This is a genomic window from Pseudoalteromonas sp. MB41, from assembly GCF_020966275.1.
Lineage (GTDB): Bacteria > Pseudomonadota > Gammaproteobacteria > Enterobacterales > Alteromonadaceae > Pseudoalteromonas > Pseudoalteromonas lipolytica.
The window spans coordinates 184,186-208,681 of sequence record NZ_JAJJZF010000004.1 but is presented as its reverse complement, the minus strand read 5'-3'; the positions used below and the strand labels follow the sequence as shown (position 1 = coordinate 208,681).

17 protein-coding genes are annotated in these 24,496 nt (G+C 43.6%); 9 read left to right on the top strand and 8 right to left on the bottom strand.

The genetic code is table 11. From position 1 onward, the window contains the following. Nucleotides 1-41: 41 nt before the first annotated feature. A complete protein-coding gene (locus tag LPA49_RS07330) occupies nt 42-1,910 on the bottom strand; it encodes a cation:proton antiporter (RefSeq protein WP_230236208.1) in 1,869 nt (622 codons plus the stop codon). Nucleotides 1,911-2,166: 256 nt separating this feature from the next. On the opposite strand from LPA49_RS07330, the gene LPA49_RS07325 reads away from it, so the two are divergent. The 5 genes from LPA49_RS07325 to LPA49_RS07305 all read left to right on the top strand — a co-directional run bounded on the left by LPA49_RS07325 (nt 2,167) and on the right by LPA49_RS07305 (nt 11,321). After that, a complete protein-coding gene (locus LPA49_RS07325; protein WP_036972476.1) occupies nt 2,167-2,358 on the top strand; it encodes an alternative ribosome-rescue factor A in 192 nt (63 codons plus the stop codon). Between the two features lie 473 nt (nt 2,359-2,831). Then, on the top strand, nt 2,832-6,011 hold the full coding sequence (locus tag LPA49_RS07320) for a glycosyl hydrolase family 18 protein (RefSeq protein ID WP_230236206.1): 3,180 nt from the start codon (nt 2,832-2,834) through the stop codon (nt 6,009-6,011). Nucleotides 6,012-6,066: 55 nt separating this feature from the next. After that, complete coding sequence (locus LPA49_RS07315) at nt 6,067-7,665, top strand: lytic polysaccharide monooxygenase (RefSeq protein ID WP_230236204.1); 1,599 nt, start codon at nt 6,067-6,069, stop codon at nt 7,663-7,665. A gap of 65 nt (nt 7,666-7,730) precedes the next feature. Continuing rightward, nucleotides 7,731-10,364: a glycosyl hydrolase family 18 protein gene (locus LPA49_RS07310; RefSeq protein ID WP_065979273.1), complete on the top strand. Its 2,634-nt coding sequence runs from the start codon at nt 7,731-7,733 to the stop codon at nt 10,362-10,364. A gap of 204 nt (nt 10,365-10,568) precedes the next feature. After that, nucleotides 10,569-11,321, top strand: a complete 753-nt coding sequence (locus tag LPA49_RS07305; RefSeq protein WP_230236202.1) for an ABC transporter substrate-binding protein — start codon at nt 10,569-10,571, stop codon at nt 11,319-11,321. A 1-nt stretch (nt 11,322) separates the two neighbouring features. On the opposite strand, the gene LPA49_RS07300 is transcribed toward LPA49_RS07305, so the two are convergent. The 3 genes from LPA49_RS07300 to LPA49_RS07290 form a co-directional block, all read right to left on the bottom strand. Then, on the bottom strand, nt 11,323-12,828 hold the full coding sequence (locus LPA49_RS07300; protein ID WP_036972472.1) for a DUF2235 domain-containing protein: 1,506 nt from the start codon (nt 12,826-12,828) through the stop codon (nt 11,323-11,325). Between the two features lie 181 nt (nt 12,829-13,009). Then, entirely contained in the window at nt 13,010-13,579 is a 570-nt protein-coding gene (locus LPA49_RS07295) for a manganese efflux pump MntP family protein (protein ID WP_036972950.1), read from the bottom strand. A gap of 90 nt (nt 13,580-13,669) precedes the next feature. Then, nucleotides 13,670-14,974, bottom strand: a complete 1,305-nt coding sequence (locus LPA49_RS07290; RefSeq protein ID WP_180311782.1) for an NAD(P)/FAD-dependent oxidoreductase — start codon at nt 14,972-14,974, stop codon at nt 13,670-13,672. Nucleotides 14,975-15,234: 260 nt separating this feature from the next. On the opposite strand from LPA49_RS07290, the gene LPA49_RS07285 reads away from it, so the two are divergent. Continuing rightward, nucleotides 15,235-17,169: an ATP-dependent DNA helicase RecQ gene (locus LPA49_RS07285; RefSeq protein WP_230236200.1), complete on the top strand. Its 1,935-nt coding sequence runs from the start codon at nt 15,235-15,237 to the stop codon at nt 17,167-17,169. A gap of 187 nt (nt 17,170-17,356) precedes the next feature. Here LPA49_RS07285 and LPA49_RS07280 read toward each other — a convergent pair whose 3' ends face one another. Next, nucleotides 17,357-18,811, bottom strand: coding sequence for a TrkH family potassium uptake protein (locus tag LPA49_RS07280; RefSeq protein WP_230236198.1), 1,455 nt, complete (start codon nt 18,809-18,811; stop codon nt 17,357-17,359). Between the two features lie 186 nt (nt 18,812-18,997). Here LPA49_RS07280 and LPA49_RS07275 point away from each other — a divergent pair, with 186 nt between their 5' ends. The 3 genes from LPA49_RS07275 (at nt 18,998) to LPA49_RS07265 (ending at nt 21,952) form a co-directional block, all read left to right on the top strand. Then, nucleotides 18,998-20,302 (top strand): DUF4118 domain-containing protein, encoded by a 1,305-nt coding sequence (locus LPA49_RS07275; RefSeq protein ID WP_230236196.1) that lies wholly within the window; start codon nt 18,998-19,000, stop codon nt 20,300-20,302. Then, nucleotides 20,295-20,963, top strand: a complete 669-nt coding sequence (locus tag LPA49_RS07270) for a response regulator (RefSeq protein ID WP_230236194.1) — start codon at nt 20,295-20,297, stop codon at nt 20,961-20,963. The genes LPA49_RS07275 and LPA49_RS07270 overlap by 8 nt, the downstream gene beginning before the upstream one ends. 80 nt (nt 20,964-21,043) lie before the next feature. After that, nucleotides 21,044-21,952, top strand: a complete 909-nt coding sequence (locus LPA49_RS07265; RefSeq protein WP_230236192.1) for a diguanylate cyclase — start codon at nt 21,044-21,046, stop codon at nt 21,950-21,952. A gap of 61 nt (nt 21,953-22,013) precedes the next feature. Here LPA49_RS07265 and LPA49_RS07260 read toward each other — a convergent pair whose 3' ends face one another. From LPA49_RS07260 to LPA49_RS07250, 3 genes are all read right to left on the bottom strand, one after another. Continuing rightward, complete coding sequence (locus LPA49_RS07260) at nt 22,014-22,595, bottom strand: hypothetical protein (RefSeq protein WP_230236190.1); 582 nt, start codon at nt 22,593-22,595, stop codon at nt 22,014-22,016. A gap of 105 nt (nt 22,596-22,700) precedes the next feature. Then, complete coding sequence (locus LPA49_RS07255; protein WP_036972455.1) at nt 22,701-23,318, bottom strand: glutathione S-transferase family protein; 618 nt, start codon at nt 23,316-23,318, stop codon at nt 22,701-22,703. 48 nt (nt 23,319-23,366) lie between these two features. Then, nucleotides 23,367-24,398 carry an NADP-dependent oxidoreductase gene (locus tag LPA49_RS07250; protein ID WP_230236188.1) on the bottom strand — a complete coding sequence of 344 codons (1,032 nt, stop codon included), beginning with the start codon at nt 24,396-24,398 and terminating at the stop codon, nt 23,367-23,369. Between the last annotated feature and the right edge of the window lie 98 nt (nt 24,399-24,496).

Below are 24,496 nucleotides of genomic sequence, written 5' to 3'. Positions count from 1 at the left end.
TTTGAGTTATACCGCATAAAGCCGCTGTTACGTGTAAGCCTTTATTGCTTTGAACTACTGGCAGCCCGTTCGCATATGTCGCGCATTCGCCGTTTAATCTCAGGCTCTTTTTCGTTGAGTAGTTTACTAATGCAGTCGATATACGCGTGGTTTTCTTCAAATGGCACACCTATTTCGTAGGCGTCTGCGGCTAAGCGCAGCATTTCCTTGTCAAATTCGCTGAAGATATTAACCAGCTCTTGTGCTTTTTGTTGCTCAATGCCGAGTGCTTCAAATGCGCTTCGACCCATGCGAAGGGAGCTGTCGTAGGTTTCTCTTATAATGTCGCGACACCCGTATGCCCACAAGTCATAAACATGATGGCGGTCTACAGCACGCGCAACAACATGAAGGTGCGGATAGTTTTGCATTGCATAGCGAACCAGTTTGGTTATTTGCTCGGCATCATCAAGTGTAACAACTAGTAATTTTGCATTGTCTATTCCGGCGGCGCTTAGTAAGTCGGGTCTTGTTGCATCACCAAAAAAATTGCGGATCCCGACACGCTCTAATCGATCAAGCTGTTTGTAATTGTAATCAATTACGGTGGTGTTAAAGCCGCCCGCTTTTAAGATTAAATCGACAACCCCTCCAACACGACCAGAGCCAGCAATGATGACGTGGCTATCTTCAGGAAAGGTTTCTTCTCGGTGAGCTTGCTCGCCAATATAGCGAGGGGCAATGAAACGTTGATACACAATGTATAATACCGGTGATAACAACATAGAGAGTGTGACAACCAATAACAGTTGGTCGGCCAAAGCCGATGGAAGCACATGATTGCCCACGCTGTAGCTTAATAGCACAAACCCAAACTCACCGGCTTGAGCAAGCCCTAGCGCCAGTAACCATAGGGCGGCTCCTTTTAAGCCAAACAGTCGCCCAAGTATTAATAACGCCGCTGTTTTAGTAAGGATCAGTATCGCGGTTAAAAGCACAATGGTCGCGAGGTTATCAGTTAATAACTGAAAATTAATACTGGCGCCAACCGTGATAAAAAAGAGCCCTAACAGTAACCCTTTGAAAGGATCGATATTGCTTTCAAGCTCGTGTTTATAGGGGGAGTTTGCAAGCACCACGCCTGCTAAAAATGTGCCCAATGCGGGTGAAAGGCCCACTAACGACATCATCAATGCTATGCCAATAACAAAAAATAGCGCCGTGGCGGTAAAGAGTTCACGTAGCCGTGCTTGTGCTACAAACCTAAAAAGTGGGGCTGTGAGATGGCTTCCGCCAAACACCACAAGCGCAATCATACCTAATGTAACTAAGGCTGCTTGCCAGCTTTCAAGCCCTGCTACGAGGCTAAGCCCTGTATGACTGTTATTACTGGTGCCTGTTATTCCTGTTGCCAGCTCTGGTAGGGCTAATAATGGAATAAATGCGAGCATGGGAATAACCGCAATATCTTGCGTGAGTAACACACTAAATGATGCTTGGCCGCCGTCTGATTTTAATAACCCACGCTCTGACAGGGTTTGCAGCACAATCGCCGTTGAAGAAAGCGATAAAATTAAGCCAATAGTGAGGGCTGTTTGCCACGGGTGATCCAACATCATAGCCAGTGCAGTAAATGCTGCACTGGTTAATAAAACTTGCCCTCCGCCAAGACCAATAAGTTGTTTGCGCATTGACCACAGTGTTTTAGGTTCAAGCTCAAGACCAACAATAAACAGCATCATCACCACACCAAATTCGGCAAAATGCTGAATGGCAATCACATCCACATTTAAGGTGGTTAGCAAAGGAGAAATGGCAATACCAGCCAGTAGGTAACCCAGTACAGACCCGAGTCCCAGCTTGGTGGCTATTGGCACGGCAATAATGCCTGCAATGAGGAAAATATAGGCTATTAACAGTAAGTCAGTCATTATGATCCTGTTGTTCTTTTTTATTTTTAGTCATTATTTTTTAATAACTATGGTTGTTTTAATCAGTATTGCCAGTTGTTGGTATGTGAATGCAAATAAAAAACACGCTTAACCATAAAAATGGCAAAAATGCATGGCAGCCATTGATTTAAATTACGACAAAATAAGGGTGAAAAAAGAGCCATATTTTTAATAAAACTACTTGCGTAGCAGTATTAACGGTATACAATCGCGACACATTCATGAGGAGTAAAAAATGAGCAAAAAGAAACAAAAAAACCAAAGCCAAGTTGATATTGGCCGCGGCGTAATTAACGACAATGCCTATGCTGCATTGGTTACCTCTAAGCTGTTTCAGGCTAAAGTTGAAAAAGCTAAAAAAGGCAAAGGTGCGTATCAGCGTAAGGCAAAACATGCAGGACGAGAGTCCTATTTAATCGCTGCTTAATTGAGTTGTGATCAAATAGGATTTTTTATAAAAGCAAACACCCGCTGTTTGCTTTTTTTTATCTCAAACATCTTCTAAAAAAGTCACCGCGTTTACTTTTTACACAATTTTTATATATGTTTTTACAATAAAACTAATTTATTCGCTATATACCCAAAAAAGATACATTTTTTATTAACGCTATTTACCGCTATTTTCCCTCGCCAAATTCTAAATGCCTTGTAAGCCGTACGCTTCAAGGTTAAAAACTTGTTAATTTTGTGTTCATTTTTACGCTGTAGAATCGAGCAAGTTTTAGTCGCAGCTCAATAATTTTTATCAGTTTTGACTGAGATTAACGGTATTTTTCAGTAAAAATAAGAATGCATTTACCTTTATTGGGTAAATTAGAGGTTGACCTGATTATTTTTTATGTTACTTTTAGGTTGGAAATGTAAAATAATTGTTATAACAACCTTGGGCGGAGGGAGCGAATGAGCTCACATCAATTAATAAAAAATGCCTTTAAACTAAGTGCGCTGTCACTCAGTGTATTTGGCTTTACAGCACAGGCTGCAATTGATTGCAGTAACTTAGAAGTATGGCAGCAAGGCCAAACACATGTCGGTGGCGATCAGGTGCAAGCACAAGACAGTGCCTATGAAGCTAAATGGTGGACACAGACTAACCCCGTGGAGACATCGGGTGTTGATCAAGAGTGGCGTTTATTGGGTGTTTGTGACAGCGCTGTCAGTGAAAATCAAGCACCACAAGTAACAAGCTTAAACCCTGCTGAGGGTTCTTTGTTTATCACTGGTGACAGCGTTGTCATAGAGGCTGGCGCCATTGACACTGATGGCACAGTTGCGAGTGTTGAATTTTTTGTTGATGGAACATCGGTGGCTGTTACAAGCAGTGCGCCATATTCAACAAGTTGGCAGGCAACCGTGGGAAGTCATGTAATAAGTGCGGTTGCAACGGATGAGTTAGGGCTTACATCAACAGCGGTGGCACATTCGGTGAGTGTGTCTGATGCTGTCGAACCGGGTAATCAAGCGCCGACAGCAAGCATTGAATTTAGCACTGTGGCGAGTCAAGTTACCGTGGGTACAGATATTGTATTTGCACTTTCGGGCAGTGATAGCGATGGTCAGGTGACCGGGCTTAGTTTGGCAGAAAATGACAGCGCTGTTTATCAGGCAAGTAGCGCGTCATCAAGCTATACATGGCAAGCACCGGCACTGGGTCAATTTACCTTTACGTTAACCGTGACAGACAATGAAGGCGCAACTGGCACTGCCACTCACGTTGTGAATGTGGTTGAAGCGACGCCGCCAGGTGCTGATTGTAAGCCACACGGTTTATACCAAACACCGGGTGTGAATACACCGTATTGTACAGTTTATGACAGCAATGGCCGTGAAAAAATGGGCGCTGATCATCCGCGTCGTGTGATTGGTTATTTCACTAGCTGGCGTAATGGTGCAAATGGTCAACCGAGTTATTTAGTGAATGATATTCCGTGGGACAAAATTACCCATATTAACTATGCCTTTGCGCACGTTGATGCCAATAACAAGGTGTCGATAGGCGATCCGAATGCTGCGGGCAACCCCGCAACAAATATGACTTGGCCGGGGGTAACAGGGGCCGAAATGGATCCTAGCTTTAGCTACACAGGTCACTTTAACCTACTGAATAAATTTAAAAAACAGCATCCAGATGTAAAAACATTAATCTCTGTGGGTGGCTGGGCCGAAACCGGTGGTTATTTTGGTGCAGATGGCACGCGCGTAAACAGCGGTGGTTTTTACACAATGACAACGAATGCCGATGGCTCGGTAAACCAAGCTGGTATTGATGCGTTTGCGAAAAGCGCCGTTGAATTCATTGAAACGTATGGTTTTGATGGGGTTGATATTGACTATGAATACCCATCGTCGATGAATGATTCGGGCCATCCTGATGATTTTGCTATTTCGAATGCGCGTCGAGCAGGCTTAAATGCCTCGTATCGTGTGCTGATGCAAAAATTGCGTGAAGAGCTTGATATTGCGGGTGAAAAAGCCGGTAAGCATTACCTACTCACTATTGCATCACCGTCTTCGGGTTACTTACTGCGTGGTATGGAAACTTTCCAAAGCGTGAAGTACCTAGATTACGTGAACATTATGTCGTACGACTTACATGGCGCATGGAACTCACACGTAGGTCACAACGCAGCATTGTATGACACTGGCCTTGATTCAGAGCTTGCACAATGGGGCGTGTATACAACAGCTGAGTTCGAAGGCATTGGTTACTTAAATACCGATTGGGCTGTACGTTATTTCCGTGGCGCGTTGTCTGCGGGTCGCATCAATATTGGTATTCCTTACTACACGCGTGGCTTTAAAGATGTGTCGGGTGGCACACATGGCCTGTGGGGACAAGCTGCGTTACCTGATCAATCTAACTGTGCAAAAGGCACTGGAGTCGGTGAGAAAAACCTATGTGGCAATGGTGCGCTAGGCATTGATAACCTGTGGCATGACAAGAACGATGTAGGTGAAGAAATGCCTGCAGGTTCTAATCCTTTATGGCATGCGAAAAATTTAGAAAACGGGATTAATCCGTCTTACCTTGAAATCTACGGCTTAACGCCAGATACCGACACAGATGATGTTTTAACAGGCACTTATACACGTTATTACGATGATGTTGCCGTGGCGCCTTGGTTATGGAACGCAGATAAAAAGGTGTTCTTATCAATTGAAGATGAACAGTCGATGGCAACCAAAGTTGATTACGTTATCAACAATGGCTTGGGTGGCATCATGTTTTGGGAACTGGCGGGTGACTTTGATTACGACTCGGCAAAAGGCGAGTACTTTATGGGGTCAAGTTTAACGACGCTGGCTTACGATAAGTTTAATCAAAGCGGTGTGGCATACGACACACATCAAGGCAATGTTGATTTTACCGTGCCCAGCGAAGCTGTAGATGTGAGCTTTACGGTTAAAGACTTCCCGATTGGTGATGATAACTACCCAATTTCACCGACTTTCTCATTTACTAATAACTCAAATATTGATTTAAGCGGCGCGAAAATTAGCTTTGATGTGCCGGTATCGACATCAGCCATTTTCAAGTCGAACTGGAATGCGCAAGAAAAGCTCGGTATGGCGGTTGAGGCAAATGGCTCGAATGCTGCGGGCAACAATATTGGTGGTTATGAGAATGAATTCCATCGCTTTTCAATCACTCTTGTAAATGAGTGGGGTGGAATTGAAAAAGTCTTTAACACCGGTGACACCGTTGATGCACAAGTCATGTATTACATGCCTATTACTGGCCCAACTAATTTCACTATTGAAAAAGAGGGCAAAACCTACGCATTTAAATACGAGTACCCAATGCTTCCTGATGCCGTGCCGGGCACCACAAACCCAGGCGGTGACAATGGTGGTGATAATGGCGGTGACACAGGGGGTAACGATGCAACATGTGACGGTGTCGATGTCGCCAGCATTGCGGTCTATCCAAATTGGCCGCAAACAGACTGGGCTGGTAACCCAAGCCATGCCGTTGGCGGTGATCTGATGAATCACAACAATGTGATTTACGAAGCTAAGTGGTGGACAAGCACAGAGCCAGGCACATCAGCTGATTGGACTGTGAGCTGCACGCTTTAACTCAACAAAGCGGGGCACGCAATGTGCTCCGCATTTCTACAGCGAGAATACAACAATGAAAACAACTAAATCGAAGGCATTGTCTTTATCGGCAGTGGCAACCAGCATGCTGCTTGCCTGTGCATCAAGCCATGTGAATGCCCACGGATTTTTAGAAAGCCCTAAAGCTCGCCAAGCATTTTGTCAGGCAGACGGCGGCTATTGGTGGCCCGCTGATGGTAGCGCTATTCCTAATCTTGCTTGCCGTGCAGCATTTGCAGAGGCAGGGCATGTGCAGTTTGTGCAAGATATTGAATATTCAGCGAACACGATTGATTACACCAACCTAGCAGCGGTAAAAGACAGTGTGCCCGATGGCCGTTTATGTGCGGCAGGCGACAGTGAAAAACGAGGCATGGATTTACCCTCGGCTCATTGGCAACGTACCGAGGTGGTGCCCAACGCGAATGGCGATATTTTAGTGCGTTTTTTAGCAAGTACGCCTCATAACCCAAGTTTTTGGCAGTTTTACCTGACAAAGCCTGGATTTGATAGCGCCACACACGTTCTCACGTGGGACGATTTAGAGCTGGTTGAGGAATACGGCAATCTTGATTTTGTGATTGGTGATAATAACGACCGTTACTATGAAATGAGCGTGTCTATTCCTGCTGAGCGCAGTGGCGACGCTATTTTATATACTCGCTGGCAGCGTGATGATGCAGGTGGCGAGGGCTTTTATAACTGTAGCGATATTACCATTGTTACAGACACAGCACCGACTGATCCGAGTGAATGGTCTGCACTGACGTATTTTGTGCGCCAAGGTCAAAATGCAGAAGTGGGTGACAGTGTGTCTGCGCGTTTGTTTGATGAAACAGGGCAAGAGCTGTTTACGCAACAAATGCAAGTCACCAGCGATAATCAGGCTAATTGGCAAGCAGAGTTTGCTCAGCTGCTTAATCTGAATTACAGCCATTTACTACGCATTGGTGTGCAAGATGCTGGTGGCGCAATCGCTTTTAATGCCAGCGATATATTAACCAATCAGGTGTTTGCAACAAACGCCAACTACAGTTTTGCACTGAGCGTAAAAGCCGCACCTGAAAATACTGCCCCTATTATCCATCAACCTGAAGATATCACCCTGAATGAAAATAGTACGGCAGATGTGCACTTACATGCCTTTGACGATCAGCAAACCGCATTAACATACCGCTGGAATGTACCGGCTCCTCTTCGCTTTACTGGGGCGGGTGCCGACATCACGTTAATAGCACCAGAAGTCGATGCAGATACCTCTTTTACTGTCACGGCCTCAGTATCTGACAGCATACTTACCAGCGAAGCCAGCTTTACGGTCACGGTACTAAATAGCAGTGTGGTTGAGCCAAACCCCGATGCGCCCGCGTGGAATAACAGCGCGCAATATAACACCGGCGATAAAGTGAGCTTTAACGGCGGGATCTACAGTGCGAAATGGTGGAACCAAGGCGCACAACCCGACAGCAGTGATGCATGGCAGCTTGAATCAGGTTCGGCATCGAGCGAATGGAACATCGGCAAAGCCTACCAAGGCGGTGACGAGGTGACCTATCAAGGACAGCGCTATCGTGCGCAGTGGTGGACTCAGGGCGATACACCGAGTACCAGCCAAGTATGGGCAAAAATCTAAAGTTTTGTAGTTCAAACTTTATCAATAACAGCAAACAGCTAAATAAAAATAGATAAGAGAGAATCATGAATATAAAACAATTAAGCGCAGCCATTGGTGTTGCATTATGTGCCAGTGCAGCGAATGCTGCACCATCGACACCGACCATTATTTGGGAACCGCAAGAGTACTCGTTTGTTGAAGTAAACCTTGAAGGAACGGGCTCGTATAAAAGCCTCGTTAAACGTGTTGATCAAGTAACGATTAACATTGAGTGGAATGCATGGAGCGGTGATGGTGGCGATAGCTACAAAGTGTATTTTGACAATATGCTGGTAAACGAAGGCCCTTTGGCTGCGGGCACTAAAAGCGGAGTGATTAGTTTCCCTTATGATAAAGCGGGTCGCCACACTTTGTATGTTGAGCTTTGTGAAGGTGGCACAACGTGCGCGCGCAGTGAAGGCAAACCCATTGTTATTGCTGACACCGACGGTGCGCACTTAGCCCCATTACCCATGGATTACGATCCCAATAATAAAGACATTGGTACAAAAGAAGGGTTGGTAACAGGGGCTTATTTCGTTGAATGGGGTATTTATGGGCGTGACTACGATGTCACAAATATTCCTGCACAAAACTTAAGTCACATTTTATATGGTTTCATTCCAATTTGTGGTCCGAATGATTCACTGACTGGAGGCCCTAAAAACGCGTTAAATACTGCGTGTGCGGGCTCAGAAGATTTTGAAGTCGTTATTCATGATCCGTGGGCGGCGATTCAAAAAGCTCTTCCGGGTGTCAGTGCAGACGATCCAATCCGTGGTACTTACTCACAATTAATGGCGCTAAAACAACGCTACCCTGATTTAAAAATATTGCCATCTGTAGGCGGTTGGACGTTATCTGACCCGTTCGCATATTTTACTAATAAAGCAAACCGCGACACGTTTGTCGCATCAATGAAAGAGTTCTTAAAAACATGGAAATTCTATGATGGTGTCGATATTGACTGGGAATTCCCTGGGGGCGACGGTGCTAATCCGGCGTTAGGTGACCCAATTGCAGATGGCCCTGCTTATGTGGCATTAATGCAAGAGCTGCGAGCTATGCTTGATGAGCTTGAAGCCGAGACTGGTCGTCAATATGAGCTAACATCAGCGATTGGTGCAGGCTACGACAAAATTGAAGATGTTGATTACCAAGCAGCAAGCCAATATATGGATTACATTTTTGCCATGACGTACGATTTTTACGGCGCGTGGAGTGGAGTAACAGGCCATCAAACCGCCCTGTACTGTTCATCGCATTTCCGCCCTGGCCAATGTGATGGCACGGGTGTTGACGCCCAAGGCGTACCATACAAAGGACCTGCATACACCACCGATAACGCAGTGCAGCTATTACTTGCGCAAAATGTTCCATCGAAGAAAATTGTTGTGGGCACAGCGATGTATGGTCGTGGTTGGGAAGGGGTTTACCCAGCAGGCACGACTATTGATGGTAACCCTATGACTGCAACAGGGTCGGGTCCTTTAAAAGGCAGCACTGCGCAAGGCGTCTGGGAAGACGGTGTTATTGATTATAAAGGCATAAAAGCACATATGATCGGCGCAGCAGGCACCGGTATTAATGGCTTTGAAGTGGGCTACGATGAGCAAGCAAAAGGCGCATATGTCTGGAATCGCTCTACAGGTAAACTGATTACGTATGACAGCCCTGCCTCTGTTATTGCAAAGGGTAACTATGTTAATCAACATGACTTAGGGGGATTATTTGCATGGGAAATCGATGCCGATAATGGTGATATCCTGAATGCGATGCACGAAGGTTTAGGTGGTGCGGTTACAGAGCCTAGCAACAGAGCGCCTGTGCTGTCAGTATCAAGCACCGTAACTGTAAACGCCGGTGAGTCTGTTTCAGTTGTCGCATCAGCAACCGATGCCGATAACGATGCACTGACTTATAGCTGGACAGCAGACGCCGCGCTGTCTGTAACGGGTGAAAACTCAAATACACTGGTTATTGCTGCGCCATCAGTGACAAGTGATGCGCAATACCTAGCAACGGTATCGGTTACCGACGGTAAAGCCGTGGTGAGCCGTAATGTAACAGTGAATGTTGTGGCGCCAAGTACGGGCGGCAATTCAGCGCCTGTCGTGGCTGCAATTTCAGATAAAACCGTTGCTGAAGATGCAAGCGTTGCGGTATCTGTGTCTGCTACAGATGCAGATAATGATGCACTTAGCTATAACTGGACAGTGCCTGCAGGCTTAACATTGGTGGGTTCAGGTGCAAATATTAGTTTGCAAGCGGGCAGCGTTGATGCCGATACAAGCTATGTTGTAACGGTAGAGGTATCTGACACACAAGCTACGACATCGGTAAGCTTCAACGTGACAGTGACAGACTCTGGCACAACAAACCCACCGGGTGGCGATACAACATGGGATGAAGCCGCCATTTATGTGGGCGGTGACACGGTAATCTATAACGGTGTTGAATATACTGCAAAATGGTGGACACAAGGAAACCGTCCTGATTTAGGTGGCCCGTGGGAAGCAAGCTCAAAACCAACAGACGGTAATGGTGATGTGGTTTGGCAAGCTGCTGGTATCTACAACGGGGGCGACCAAGTCGTTCACCAAGGTACAAAATACGAAGCGAAGTGGTGGACTCAAGGAGAAGAGCCAGGCGTTGTGGATGTATGGAAAGCACTTTAAACCTACCTAGCTACATGTAGTGTATTTTATTAAAAATGTGATTTCCCTACAAAGCAGCCTTCGGGCTGCTTTTTTAGTGTCTAATCTCTAACTTTTCCTTATTTTAATTGCTCACTTTCCTCCTCGCTTAGTTTTTGTGTTTCACCTATTATGAACCATACTAAAAGAGTGATGAGTTTAGGCTCTTAAACTACAGGTGTGTTGATGACGATGAAAGTGCTTTTCTTATTGGTTTTTGCTGCGTTAAGCACTGAAGCGTTTAGCTGCGATAGGGTTTTAAAAGTCGGGGTGAGTCAATCGTGGCGACCCTATGTTTTTAGCCAAAATGATCAGCTCACCGGGATTGATATAGAGATTACTGACTTGGTGTTAAAGGAAGCGGGATTTTGCAGTCAATTTATCGTAATGCCTTCGTCAAAACGTGGATTTGCTGAATTAAAACATGGCACTGTTGATTTACTTCCCGCAGCCAGCTACAGCCAACAGCGAGATGATTTTAGCACTTTTTCAGTGCCTTATCGTAACGAAGTTATGCGTCTTTTTTGGTATCCGCACAGCCATTTAGAATCACAAGACTTAAAAGGTTTACTCGACCATAAACAAACTATTCTTACCAATAGCGGCAGTTATTATGGCGATGAATTGACACGTTTAAGTGCGAATAAAAAATATAAAGATCAGTTTGTTACTGTCCCATCATTACGACAGCGCTTAGCAATGCTAGTGGCCAAACGCGTTGATTTTTTTATTGACGATGAACTAGCAGGCTTAAGCTTGATTCAACAACATCAGGCTAACAACGTAAAAATTCATCCGTATATTATTAATAACGATTATATTTATTTTATGCTAAGCGACTTGAGCCTCTCCGAGGAGGAACGACAGGCTGTTAACCACGCGATTCAATTCAACAAGCAAGCAATAACCGATATAATCAGTTCCTATAAAACACAGTGAGTTAGCCTAACCGCGTAACACGCAACTTGATACGTCCGGCATTGGCACCATAAAAACGATTTAAGTCATTCGCAAAGGGGCAAAACTCGCCTGACTTTGTAATGCGAATATCGGCACCTTCAGCAATTTCAAATAAATGCTCATCGTTGTCATCAATCGCGCCAATAAGTGCAAACCACTGTGCATGCGCTAAGCGTCTAAATGGCTCAAGCACAGCCATGGGAATTTCTTTTACACCTAATTGCACGTTATCACGATGCCAACCCGCGGGGCCGCAACTAATGCCATCGTCATACCAAGTTTGATCAGGATAAGGCGTAAACCGATAGGTCGCCCCTTGCGCTAACATTAATCCGGTGTGGTTATATTTTTCGGCGCCATAAACAAATACATCTTTACTTTGACCAATACTGAGTACGGTCATGTTTTGTTTATCAAGCGCAATATGTGGGCTTAAGCCGTTGAAGGTTAAGCGGCTTTCATCACTGTAGAGCACATCATACGTAAGGCTTTTTAGCGACTCAGGACGATAACTGGTTAAACGGTTAATACGCTCTGCCACGGTGTAATGAATTGTGGGAGGATGTTCACTTTGCTCATTATCAACCAATACGCAGCACTCTCGGTCAACAAGCTTAAATAAAGGATTAAACCAAAAGTAATTTTGTTGGTGGCTAAGCGCCAACGGATCGGGGGTAACAGTAACATCGTCTTGGGCAATTAAATTACGGTGCTCATCGGGCAGTAAACTATGGTAATTAATATCAGCACTGGTCAGAAGGTTAAGTGAAATAGTTTGTTCTATTAACCACTCAATAGCATAACGCAGACAAATGTCGGCTAAGCCATCACGGTAATACCCGCCACCCACGTCAGAGTGTGCGCCCGCAAACCATACCTCTTCTACATGGGGCGCTTTGTTTATGAGTGTTGGCTCAAACGCGCGGCGCTTTTCATCCAATGCAACACAATGCAGGGCTGCGTTAATATTACTGGCTAGGGTGTAATTTTCAAAAATAACGTGTTCAGCGCCACGTGTTGCTTTGGTCACTTTTGAAAAACCAATGGATGCCACGGTATCAAATACGCATAGAAAAACATTGTCGCTTATTAAGGGCTCAAGGCATTTTGCAAAACGCCTTGCCAATGCTGCACCACGACTAAAACCCGTTAGCAAAACCCGATCGCCCACAGCGTAATATTGTTTAAAGTCGTTTATTGCGCGGTTTAAAATACTGGCGACATCGTCGCCTCTTGGGGCTAATGCTTGATTGAATAAACGTCTGAAGCGGCTTCCTTGAGTGCCTATGCCTTGATAATAAAAACTAAGTTGGCTTGGGAATGGCGTTTCGGGTTCACTGTTGAGTGTGCCGCCAAATAACAAGTGAAGTTTAAGAATATTGGAAATACTGGCATCTTCTTTGAAATGAGCGGCACTAAATTGTTCTGCATCACGGGGCTCACTGCCTGTGCCATCAAAGTTGAAAATCAGCGTTTTAGGGGTCATAGCGTCATTCCTTTAGTGGTTTGTCATAACATACAAGGCATTTATTAAAATTTGAAGACAAATTATGCGTGATGGCACTCTTTTTATATCAGGCTTTTTATGAGAACACAGAAGACAGGAGAGAGATTTGGGCAAGGTGTGTGGTTAACCTTGCCCAAAATAGCCGTTTGAACAGCTAAAATTAAGCGTAAGTGTGGCTGTATAGAATGCCTGAGCCAATTAAGATAAGGGCAATACCGCCAATGGCTTCAGCTTTTTTGCCAACCCAGCCACTCATCACATTCCCCAGTAATGAGCCGATAGTCACCATTACGGTTGTGGCGAGACCTATCATTGCGGCAGCAACATAAATATTAACTTTCATAAACGCAAGGCTTATGCCCACGGTCATTGCATCAATACTGGTGCCTACTGCGGTCAGCAGGGTTGCCATTAATGAGCGCTTATTGCTTGGCACTTCGTCGGCGTCGTCATCGTCGTCTTTACGACTTTCAATGATCATGTGTATGCCAAGGCCCACCAATAATACAAACGCAATCCAGTGATCATAGGCTTCAACGTACTCGGCACCCGCACTGCCAATTAACCAACCTAAAACAGGGGCAATTGCTTCAATGCAGCCAAAAATTAAACCCAATTTAATGGCACTAAGAATACGTGGGTTTTTAAGTGAACTGCCTTTGGTGATTGATGCAGCAAACGCGTCGGTTGACATTGCAAGCGACAATACGCTGAGAGTAATAATATTCAATTTTTGCGCCCCACAAAAAGTGCGCATTATACGCGTATAAGCCGTAAACAGGTAGAGTAATTTACGGCTTAGGATGAGTCGCGCTGTTTGTTAATGCAGTTTCATTTTGGGTCTTACCACGCGGAGTACTTTTTCGCTGATCCACAATGCAAAGGTTTTGGCACTGCCATGAATGGCGCGCTGGTGCATACGATAAAGAGAAATATACATAAACCGCGCTATTTTCCCTTCGATAAAAAAGCTATTACTGGTTAAGTTACCCATTAAGCTGCCCACGGTGCTGTAACGAGACAAATTCACCAAAGAGCCATGATCACTATAAGTAAACACGCTTAACGGATTGTTTTTGAGAGTGGCTAGTAGGTTTTTTTCTACGCATTGTGCCATTTGATGCGCTGATTGTGCGCGTGGTGGAACCTGCGAGCCATCGTCTTGAGTAAACGCGCAGCAATCACCAATCACAAAAATAGTCTCATCAACACTGCTTTGTAGGTATTGATTTACCTTAATTTGGTTGTTGCGTGTAAGCTCAAAAATACCAATATCTTTGATAAAATCGGGGGCTTTTACACCCGCTGCCCATACCATGATATCGGCCTTTATAATGGCATCATTGTTAGTGATAAAGCTGTTTTCTGTGGCTTCTTTTACTTGCGTGCCTTCGCGCACCGTGACCCCTAGTTTTACCAGTTCTCGTTTTGCCGAGTTGGCTATGCGTTCAGGCAAGGCAGGTAAAATACGAGGACCTGCTTCGATTAAATCAATGTGTAGGCGCTTGGCTGTCATTTTATCTAGGCCATACATTTTTAGCATATCGGATACATGATATAGCTCAGCCGAAAGCTCAACGCCCGTCGCTCCACCGCCAACAATGGCAATTGTTAGAGCCTGCTGTGGGTCGTCATCTTGGTGTAAGCGAGTAAAGTTATCGAGTAATGCATGTTGAAAACGCTCGGCCTGTTGGTTTGAATCAAGGTAAAAGCAATGATCTTTTACGCCGGGGGTATTAAAGTCGTTACTCACACTGCCAATGGCGAGCACTAGGTAGTCATAGCTGACATGTCGTTGTGGCAAAATGCGATGGCCAAGCTCGTCTTTTAACTCGCTTAAGGTAATGGTTTTGTTGGTTGAATCTAAGTGGCAAAAACTGCCGAGTTGAAAATTATAATGGTGTTTTGCTGCATGAGCAGAGTACACAACGCCGTCTAAATCGGCATCAATCGACCCCGTCGCTACTTCATGAAGTAACGGTTTCCAAATATGGCTACGGTTTTTATCGATTAATAAAATATCTGCTTGGCGTTTTTTCCCGAGTTTATGTCCTAATTGTGTTGCAAGCTCTAAGCCGCCTGCGCCACCACCGACTATCACGATTTTAGGAGGTTGGTTAGTCATTACGTTGCCCTCAAAAGTATAATACCTAAACACTCTCGATTTAAAAGCGCTTAGGTATTGCAAATCCATTCTTCAATACCCCATGGCAACGGGTCTATTGTGCGCCTTTTTACTGGTTTTGTCAGCAGAGCTTACGAACAATATAGTGTATTTAGTGATATTAATGGCCTTGGGTGATGAGCCTAAACACGTTAACATGGCTAATTCGCACTAAGGCACCTATCATTACCTAATACAGGGAAATGAAACAAGGGATCAGGATGACTACAGCACTCCACACTTCGCTAAATCAATACTTTGGCTTTACTGAATTTCGCCAGGGTCAGCAACAAACGATTGAACAACTGTTAAATCAACAATCATCATTGGCTATCTTTCCGACGGGGTCGGGCAAGTCGTTGTGTTATCAATTAACTGCATTGCATTTGCCTAATTTGACCTTGGTGGTTTCACCTTTGTTAGCGCTGATGAAAGATCAAATCAGCTTTTTGAATAGCAAAGGTATTTACGCGGCCAACTTAGATTCGAGTCAAACGAGCGAACAAAGTCATACCGTGATGAGTGATGTGCGAACCGGGAAGGTTAAAATTTTAATGGTGTCGGTGGAGCGTTTTAAGAACGAACGCTTTCGCGAGTTCATAAAGCAAGTGCCGATTTCAATGCTGGTGGTTGATGAGGCGCACTGTATTTCTGAATGGGGGCATAACTTTAGGCCCGACTATTTAAAACTGCCACGTTATCGCGATGAGCTTAATATTCCTCTGGTGTTGCTATTAACTGCAACGGCAACCAAAAAAGTAAAACGTGACATGTGTGAGCGGTTTGCCATTGCACCTGAATGCGTTGTGCAAACAGGGTTTTATCGTGCGAACCTTGATTTATCGGTGTTAAGTGTGGCGAGCCAAGACAAACAATCGCACTTAACACGCGTTATTGCTGAGCAGCAGGGCGCAGGCATCGTGTATGTGACACTGCAACACACTGCCGAGCAAGTGGCCGCAGCGTTAGCGCAGACAGGACTTAATGCAGTGGCGTATCATGCGGGTCTTGACGATGATAAGCGCTGGCAAATTCAAGATGACTTTATGGCAGGTAACATTAATATTGTGGTTGCCACCATTGCGTTTGGCATGGGCATTGATAAGTCGGATATTCGCTTTGTTATTCATTATGATTTACCTAAATCAATTGAAAACTACAGCCAAGAAATAGGCCGCGCAGGGCGAGATTCTAAGCAATCAAATTGTTATACCTTGGCAAATCTAGATGGCCTGAACACGGTTGAAAACTTTGTTTATGCCGACACCCCCGAGCAAAGTGGTATTGAATATGTGATCAACAATATTCGCACGGAGCAAACGAATGGTCAGTGGGAAATGCAAGAATACAGCTTGTCGAGTGACAGTAATATTCGTGCATTAGCCTTAAAAACGTTATTAGTACAGCTTGAAATTCATGGCGCTATCATGCCGTTGTATGCCTATTATGCTGACTTTAAATATAAGTTTTTAACAGACAAAGACACACTTCTTCAGCAATTTGATGAGCAGCGCCAAGCATTTTTACAGCAGGTATTTAATCATACTGAGTTTAAGAAAATTTGGGGCACTCTCAACTTTGACGCCTTAACACATGCCACGCAAGTCGATAGAAAACGGGTGGTTGCTGCGCTCGATTATTTGGCCGAAAAAGGTCACATAGCCCTTGAAACTAAACGCATTACACAAGTGTATGAGGTGAATAACGAAGTCATTAATGCAGACAATTTAGCGTCGCAATTACATCAGTACTTTATTGAAAAAGAGCAGGCAGAAATAAAACGCATTGCCGCATTGGTGCGCTTTTTTGAGCTTAATAGCTGTTTGAGTTATAACCTTGCACGTTATTTTGATGATCACAATGCCCCAAAAGAGTGTGGTCATTGTTCTGTGTGTCGAGGCCAGTCTGTAAAACTTAGTTATTCACTTGAGCACACCATGCCAGACACTGCGGTTATTGCAGCTAAAGTTACACAGCTAAAAGAGCACTTAGCCACTAAAGGGGTAACTGAAATCAGTATTGATACTCAATGCCGTTTTTTAGCGGGAATGAGTGTGCCACTGTTTACCCGCAATAAAGTTAGGCAGCTTTCAGGTTTTGGGGTGTGTGAACACCAGCGTTATAGCGATATTAAAGCGGTGCTACAGCAGTTGTAGCATCGCTTTAAATTTTAAACGCATGTGCTTAAGCTTCGGTAGCTTAGGTAACCATTTTTGACGAACCTGTCTTGAATAACTTTGTCAGTGTACTTTGTAAGGACAACTGAAAGTTTTCTTTGTAGAGTGGTAACTATTGCAACGTGCCACTTATCAGTTTTAGGGCTGAGTATTTAGGAGCTTCTTTTTATTGCTTCCAAAACGTACGCGTAAAAAGAGCAAAAACAGTAAAATATTCCAAGCGACCAACAAGCATTGCGCTGGTTAATATCCAGGTTCCTGCGTCTGAAACCGGTGCAAAGTTAGCGCCTACTTCACCAAACCCCGGTCCGAGCACATTGACACATGCTGCGACTGCTGAAAACGCACTCCAAAAATCCAGCCCAGTAAACATGAGTAATAATGTAAACAGCATGCTTGATCCTGCGGCAAAAGTCATAAATGCCATAACGGCATGAAGTACATCATCTTTTACAGGGCTGCCTTGGTACTTAATGGTGAATATAGCGCGGGGATGAAGAAGTTGTTTAAAGTTATTGTTGAGCATTTTAACCACTAGAATATTTCTGATGATTTTATTTCCGCCAGCCGTTGAGCCCGCGCATCCCCCTAAATAGCCGGTGATAATAAGTAAAAATCCGACAGCTTCGGGCCATTCAGTAAAGCTTGCTGCACCAAATCCGGTGCTGGTTATAAACGACACTATATGAAAAGTTGAAAAACTCAATGACTCAAAAATAGAGGAGTAGGTGTCGTGACTGTACAAAATAACGCCCGACAACACTGAAAGGGTTGTAATGATGTATATTAAATAACGTGTTTCTTCATCAGCATAGTAACTACCGAGCGCTCGTTTGTGGACGACTCTAAAGTGCAGTGCAAAATTAATAGCGCCTGCAATCATAAATAAGTTGGCGACCCATAAAATTAAATGACTTTTGTAAAACCACATACTGGCATCGTGGGTCGAGAACCCTCCCGTTGAAACGGTTGTCAGTGCATGAGCCAGTGCATCGTAAAAAGTCATGCCTGCAAAATAGTAAGAAACAGTACACAACACGGTTATGCTTAAGTATACACTCCAAAGGTAATGCGCCGTGTTTGCAATACGAGGTGATAGCTTTTCATCTTTAATTGGGCCAGGTGTTTCGGCTTTTAAGAGCTTCATGCCACCTATATTTAGCATGGGTAAAATAGCCACCACGAAAATCACAATGCCGAGCCCTCCCATCCATTGTAAAAACTGGCGGTATAATAAAAACGTACGCGGCATATCATCTAAGCCCGACAGTATTGTGGCGCCGGTGGTGGTTAATGCGCTTATTGATTCAAACATGCCATCTGTAAAGCTCACTTTGGTGACTAAAATGATTGGAATTGCCCCCAAAAAGCCAGCAATTACCCACGTGGCTGTCGCGTAAATCAGTGCATCTCTAAAGTTGGCCAGTGATGAATCAACATGCTGGGTTTTTAACAGTATGACACTTGCTGTAAAAAGCATTATTGACGCAGGCAATAGGAATGACACGGATACATTATCTTTAAATAAAAATGCAGATAAAGCTGCAAATATCAATTGCACTATACTCATCCACAAAATAGGGAAAGCGAGTAATCGAAATGTGATTTTCCAATTGATCATACGTCTACTGATTTAATGAACGGCTCTTAAATCAGCATGCTATTGAAATAGACGTAGATGTCTTTAGAGAGAGTGAAAGCTTTATAAAGATTTTATGCCGAGATAAAAAAACTTTATAAAAACTTTATAGTGACAAAAATAAAAACACTTTAATCTAATGACAATTCGTTAGATGAGCATAAACAGATGATGCAGTCAGTATTCAAACCCCCGTTATTTAAAGCCATATTTTTAAGTGTATTGATGCCACTTGTGGTGGTGCTTGCTATTTTTCCGTTTAGAGAACTGTTTACAACTACCGATATTGTGATGTTACAGCTGTTGTGGGTGACGTGGGTGGCTGTACGAAGTAATCGCCGTGTTGCAGCGCTGACAACCCTAGTGAGTGTAGCCTGCACCGACTGGTTTTATGTGGTGCCGTACTTTACCTTTCATATTGAAAACATTGAATATGTGGTGACATTTGTGGTGATGCTTATTGTTGGCCTAGTGATAAGCCATTTAGCCGGTGAGCTCAATACTAAAGTGCGCGATGTGCAAGAACACGCCAGCAATAGCCGACTGCTCTACGAGCTTGCGAAAAAATTAAATGAACTCGACAGTTTAGATGAGCAAAAGCAATTATTTATAGCCGCGATGACGGCACATTTAAAGGTTAAATGTGATTGGCATGTATCGCAGACAAACAATGTTATGTATTTAAATGAGCAGCAGCCTGAATTAGGGGGGATCGCGTTTGCAAAACCCTTGACGAGTGAGCAACAAGCGCTGGCAGATACGGCGTGCTCTTTATTGTATCAAGTTCACGAAAAAACGTTATTGCGTCAACAGTCTGCGGCCATTGCAGTACAAGCTGAACTTGAACGGTCAAAGAATACCTTGCTGCGCAGTTTATCGCATGACTTGCGAACTCCTTTGGCAACCATAATGGGGGCATCAAGTATGCTGGCAGATGAAGAGATTGAATTAAGTCGTAACGTGGTTAAAGAACAAGCCAATAATATTTTTGAGCAAAGTAAAATACTTAATCAACATTTTGATAAGGTAATGGAACTAAGCAAAGTCAATAAGTTAGGTGAGAATATTACATGGCAAAAACTCAACGTTTCGACCCTCATTAGCGAAGCAAAAGCGCGTAGGCAACAGCAATTAAGCGACTTTAAATTAACCATTAATGCTGCACAAAATAGTGCCTGCTATGGTGATGAAACACTGCTAGAAATTGCCTGTGCTAATATGCTCGAGAACGCAGCGCGTTATGGTGACGGAACGGCGGATATGCAATTTATTGAACGAGATAATGAGTATCAACTCGTGCTAATAAACTCGATTAATCGCAATAATGAAACCAGTCAAGACGAAGGCGTTGGTCTTGGCAGTATTATCTGCGATGTAGTTGCTAAGTGTCATCAAGGTCAATTTGAGTTAACCCTTAATGAGCAAACAGGGCAGGCGAAAGCCCAGTTGATTTGGAGTAAACAGCATGGCTAACATTTTAGTGTTAGAAGACTCACCTCCACTGCAAAGTTTTTTAAAAACGCTGCTTAAAGCCAGTGGCTATGAAGTCAGCCTATGCGCAAAGGGCTTAGATGGCTTTGCACTGTTAAGTGAGCAACAGTTTGATTTAGTGCTACTTGATTTAGGCTTACTCGATATGGATGGACAAAATTGGCTGCTTGAGTTTAGGCAATGGAGTTTATTACCGGTACTGGTTTTATCTGCGCGTGATGGCGAAACAGAAAAAGTAACCGCACTGGATAATGGCGCAAACGATTACATAACGAAGCCCTTTAGTGCCAATGAACTTCTTGCCAGAATACGGGTTTTATTACGCGCCCAATCTTCGCCAAATATGACATTGCAATGTGGCGATATTCACATAGACCCGCATAAACATGTGGTCCGGAAAGGTGCAGAAGAAGTCAAACTAACTAAAAAAGAGTACGCTATTTTACTGTTACTCTTTCAACAAAAAGATAAAGTATTAACGCATAACGCTATTTTATCTCAAGTATGGGGGGAGCAATATATTAATCGCCCTGAATACGTGCGTGTTCACATAGGTCAGTTAAGACAAAAACTCGAAGATAATGCAGCAAACCCTAAACACATACTTACCGAGCCCGCCGTGGGTTATCGGCTAGTTGATTAAGCTTTATGTCTTTTTCGTTGAGCATACCCCATTTATTGACTACTCTTTTAATATTAAAAACAATAAATTGGGGTATTTGATTGACGTCTAATTCAAAGGGCAGCAAAGGGCTTAATACGCTGTCCAATAAGCAGCTAGAGCGTATTATTGCAGAAATTGATCAAGCAATTGAATGGCACCAATCTTGGTATAAGCAGTTACTACGCAGCCTAATCTCAAATGTCCCTGCCAATAAGCATGACCTTAGCGACAATGCGCATACTTTTTGCGAGTTTGGTCAGTGGTTTAATAAGTTACCAACCGACACTAAAAAGTTGCATCCTCATTTTTCTGAGATGGGCACGGCGCATCAAAAAATGCATCAAGGTGCTAAAGTGCTTTTGTCGTTAAATGAAGCTAAATCGGCTATTCCAGTGAGCTTACTCGATCAATTTCATGCTGATTTAGACACACTCAGAGATTTATTTGAAGCGGTGAGCGATGAGTTTTCCGACGTTTTACATACCCGTGATCCACTTACTGGGGCAACTGATCGCACCAACTTACTGAGTCACGTGCGCAAAGAGCACGAACGCTGTAAACGTCACTCGCTTGAATGTGCAATTATCATGATAGATCTTGATCATTTTAAACGCGTAAATGATGAGCATGGCCACGCAGCTGGCGATAAGGTATTGGTTGCCTTAGTAAAATGTATTCAATCGCATTTACGAGAGTACGATCAACTGTATCGTTATGGGGGGGAGGAATTTTTAGTGTGTCTGCCAGAGACAGAGCTTGAAGGGGCCAAGTCATTTTCTGAGCGTTTAAGAGCGAGTGTCGAAGAGTTAAACATTAATATTGGGACCAACACCCCTATAAATGTGACAGGCTCGTTTGGTATTGCCTCTGTCAGTGTTAACGATGATATTGAGCAAGCAATTGAAAGAGCAGATCACGCGATGTATCAAGCTAAAAAGTCTGGCCGCAACAGAGTCTGCGTGACGTAAGGATATTAGCGACGCTTGCCTTTTCTTTACTGATTATTTTTGGCGATGAACATGGCCATGCTTACTTTACCTTAAGCCCAATCAACACAGACGACTTTGCATTACGTGAACTAAATAAACTGGCACATAAATAGCCGCTATCAGCGATATAGGCTGAAAGTTGTTGTGAGTGTTTTGTGAAAGTTTCTAAATCAAGGTGAGTCGATGCTAAGTACAGGCCATTGCTAACGATAGCGTTATTTACGGTGTTTAAAAATGTCACCGCTGCTTGAAAGGAATCAAAGCAACATAATGTGTCTGCTTCATTATTAAGGTTTATGATATCTGCAAGGTCTATATTGCTAGGCATTTCATGACTGTAAAGCTTGGTAACAGTATTTAAAATGACATTTTGTATCACGCTTGTGTCGTTGCTTGGGTGGGTTATTTTAATGAGTGGTGTGCCATACGATGCACAATAATCAGTAAGCTCTTTTGTGTTAGAGCAATCAAGCCCGCCAACAAATACGGCATCGAATTGAGCAAAATCTGTTGCCTGAAATGTGTGAGGGCAAAGCAATGTTGCATGCTCTGAGGCCGTTAGGTTTGGTACTAATATGGCGATGTTTAAATCGTTAGATAATTCGTGAATAGGTACAAACATTACTTATTTACTATTTTAAAAATGCCCAGTAAAACCACGGCTATGCCCTCCATCGTAATAATATAGAGGCAGTAAAGGCACAAAACAGTGCCCTTACTTTTTACGCTAATCGTATTTTGCTTCTAGCTCATTGGCTGTGTGATAGCTTTCGTGAGTTTTTAGCTGCTCAAAGTAGCGTTCGATTTCAGGGAAGTGCGACAGCTTACCCGCCTGAGCAACCTGCTCTACAACAAAAGACATCATGAAATCAGCGCCTGTCAATGTGTCATCGACTAAGTACTGCTTACCTTGTAATTGCTGATTAACATAGCTCAGTATTTTAGCAATTTCATGGTCGGCATAGTCGGCAATAAAGTTAGTTTGACAGCCATCTTTAGTAATAAAGAGTTTTAGTAGAAGAGGCACCATGGCAGAACTTTCAGCAAAATGCAGCCATTGCTGGTAATCAACATAGCTGTCGCTTTGCTGACTTGGCATAAACTTGCCTTGCCCGTACTGGCTAATTAGGTAATCAGTAATTGCACCAGACTCGGTAATTACTTTACCGTTATCTTCAATAACGGGCGATTTACCCAGCGGATGAATTTGTTTTAGTTCATCAGGCGCTAAGAACGTTTCTTTATTGCGTTGATAGGCAACAATGTCGTAATCGACACCAAGCTCTTCCAGTAACCAAATAATACGTTTAGAACGTGATTTATTTAAATGGTGTAACTTAATCATTCGTTATCCTTAATAGTGGCGCAGCATGGGTTGCTACGCCTAAAAAAATTACATTGGCTGCTGAACTTGCACGACAGTTTTGCCAAAATTCTCACCACTCAACATAGCATTAAAGGCGTTAAGTGTATTTTCGAAATTAGCTTCAAGGTGCTCTTTATATTTGATTTTTCCTTCGCTTAGCCATGCTTGCATGTCTTTTGCGAACTCCTCATAACGATGAGCGTAGTCATCAAAAATTATGAAACCTTGCACTTTAATACGTTTCTTTAAAATTAAGCCCATAAGCATAGACAAACGGTCTGGACCCGGTGGCAGCTCGGTTGCATTGTACTGTGATACTAAGCCACATAATGGAATGCGTGCTTTGGTATTTAACAGTGGTAAGACGGCGTCGAGTACATGACCACCGACATTTTCATAATAGACATCAATGCCTTTATTACAGGCTGCGCTTAACTGTTCTGCAAAATCATCCGCTTTGTGGTCAATACAAGCATCGAACCCAAGGTTTTCAACGGCATGTTGGCATTTTTCTTTACCGCCAGCTACGCCAACGACCTTACAGCCTTTTAATTTAGCTATTTGCCCTACCGTTGCACCGACAGGTCCTGTGGCCGCAGCAACAACGACCGTTTCACCTGGTTTTGGTTCACCAATATCCAAAAGCCCCATGTACGCCGTAAACCCAGGCATACCCATAATACCTAACGCATAAGAAGGGTTTTCAGGGTTCTTACCCAGCTTCATTAAGCCTTTTGTGTCGCTGATTGCGTATTCTTGCCAGCCCGTATACGCCAACACCCATTCACCTTCTTGGTAGTCAGGGTGGTTTGATTGCTCAACTTGGCATACGGTTGCGCCCACCATCACATCACCAATTTCGACAGGGTCAGCATATGACTCTGCATCGCTCATTCGTCCACGCATATAGGGGTCGAGCGATAAATAAATAGTTCTTAGCAGTACCTCACCGTTTTTTGGTGCGGGTACTGAGTGTGTTTTTAATACGATATTGCTTTCATTTGCGACGCCATTTGGGCGAGACTCAAGAATATATTGACGATTTTGAATATCAGACATACTTTGTTCCTATTACTAGGTTTATGAAGTGGTGCATATAGATGAAGTGCGGGCGCATTCATAAAATTCAATGATTAAATTGTCACTGTGAAAATAAA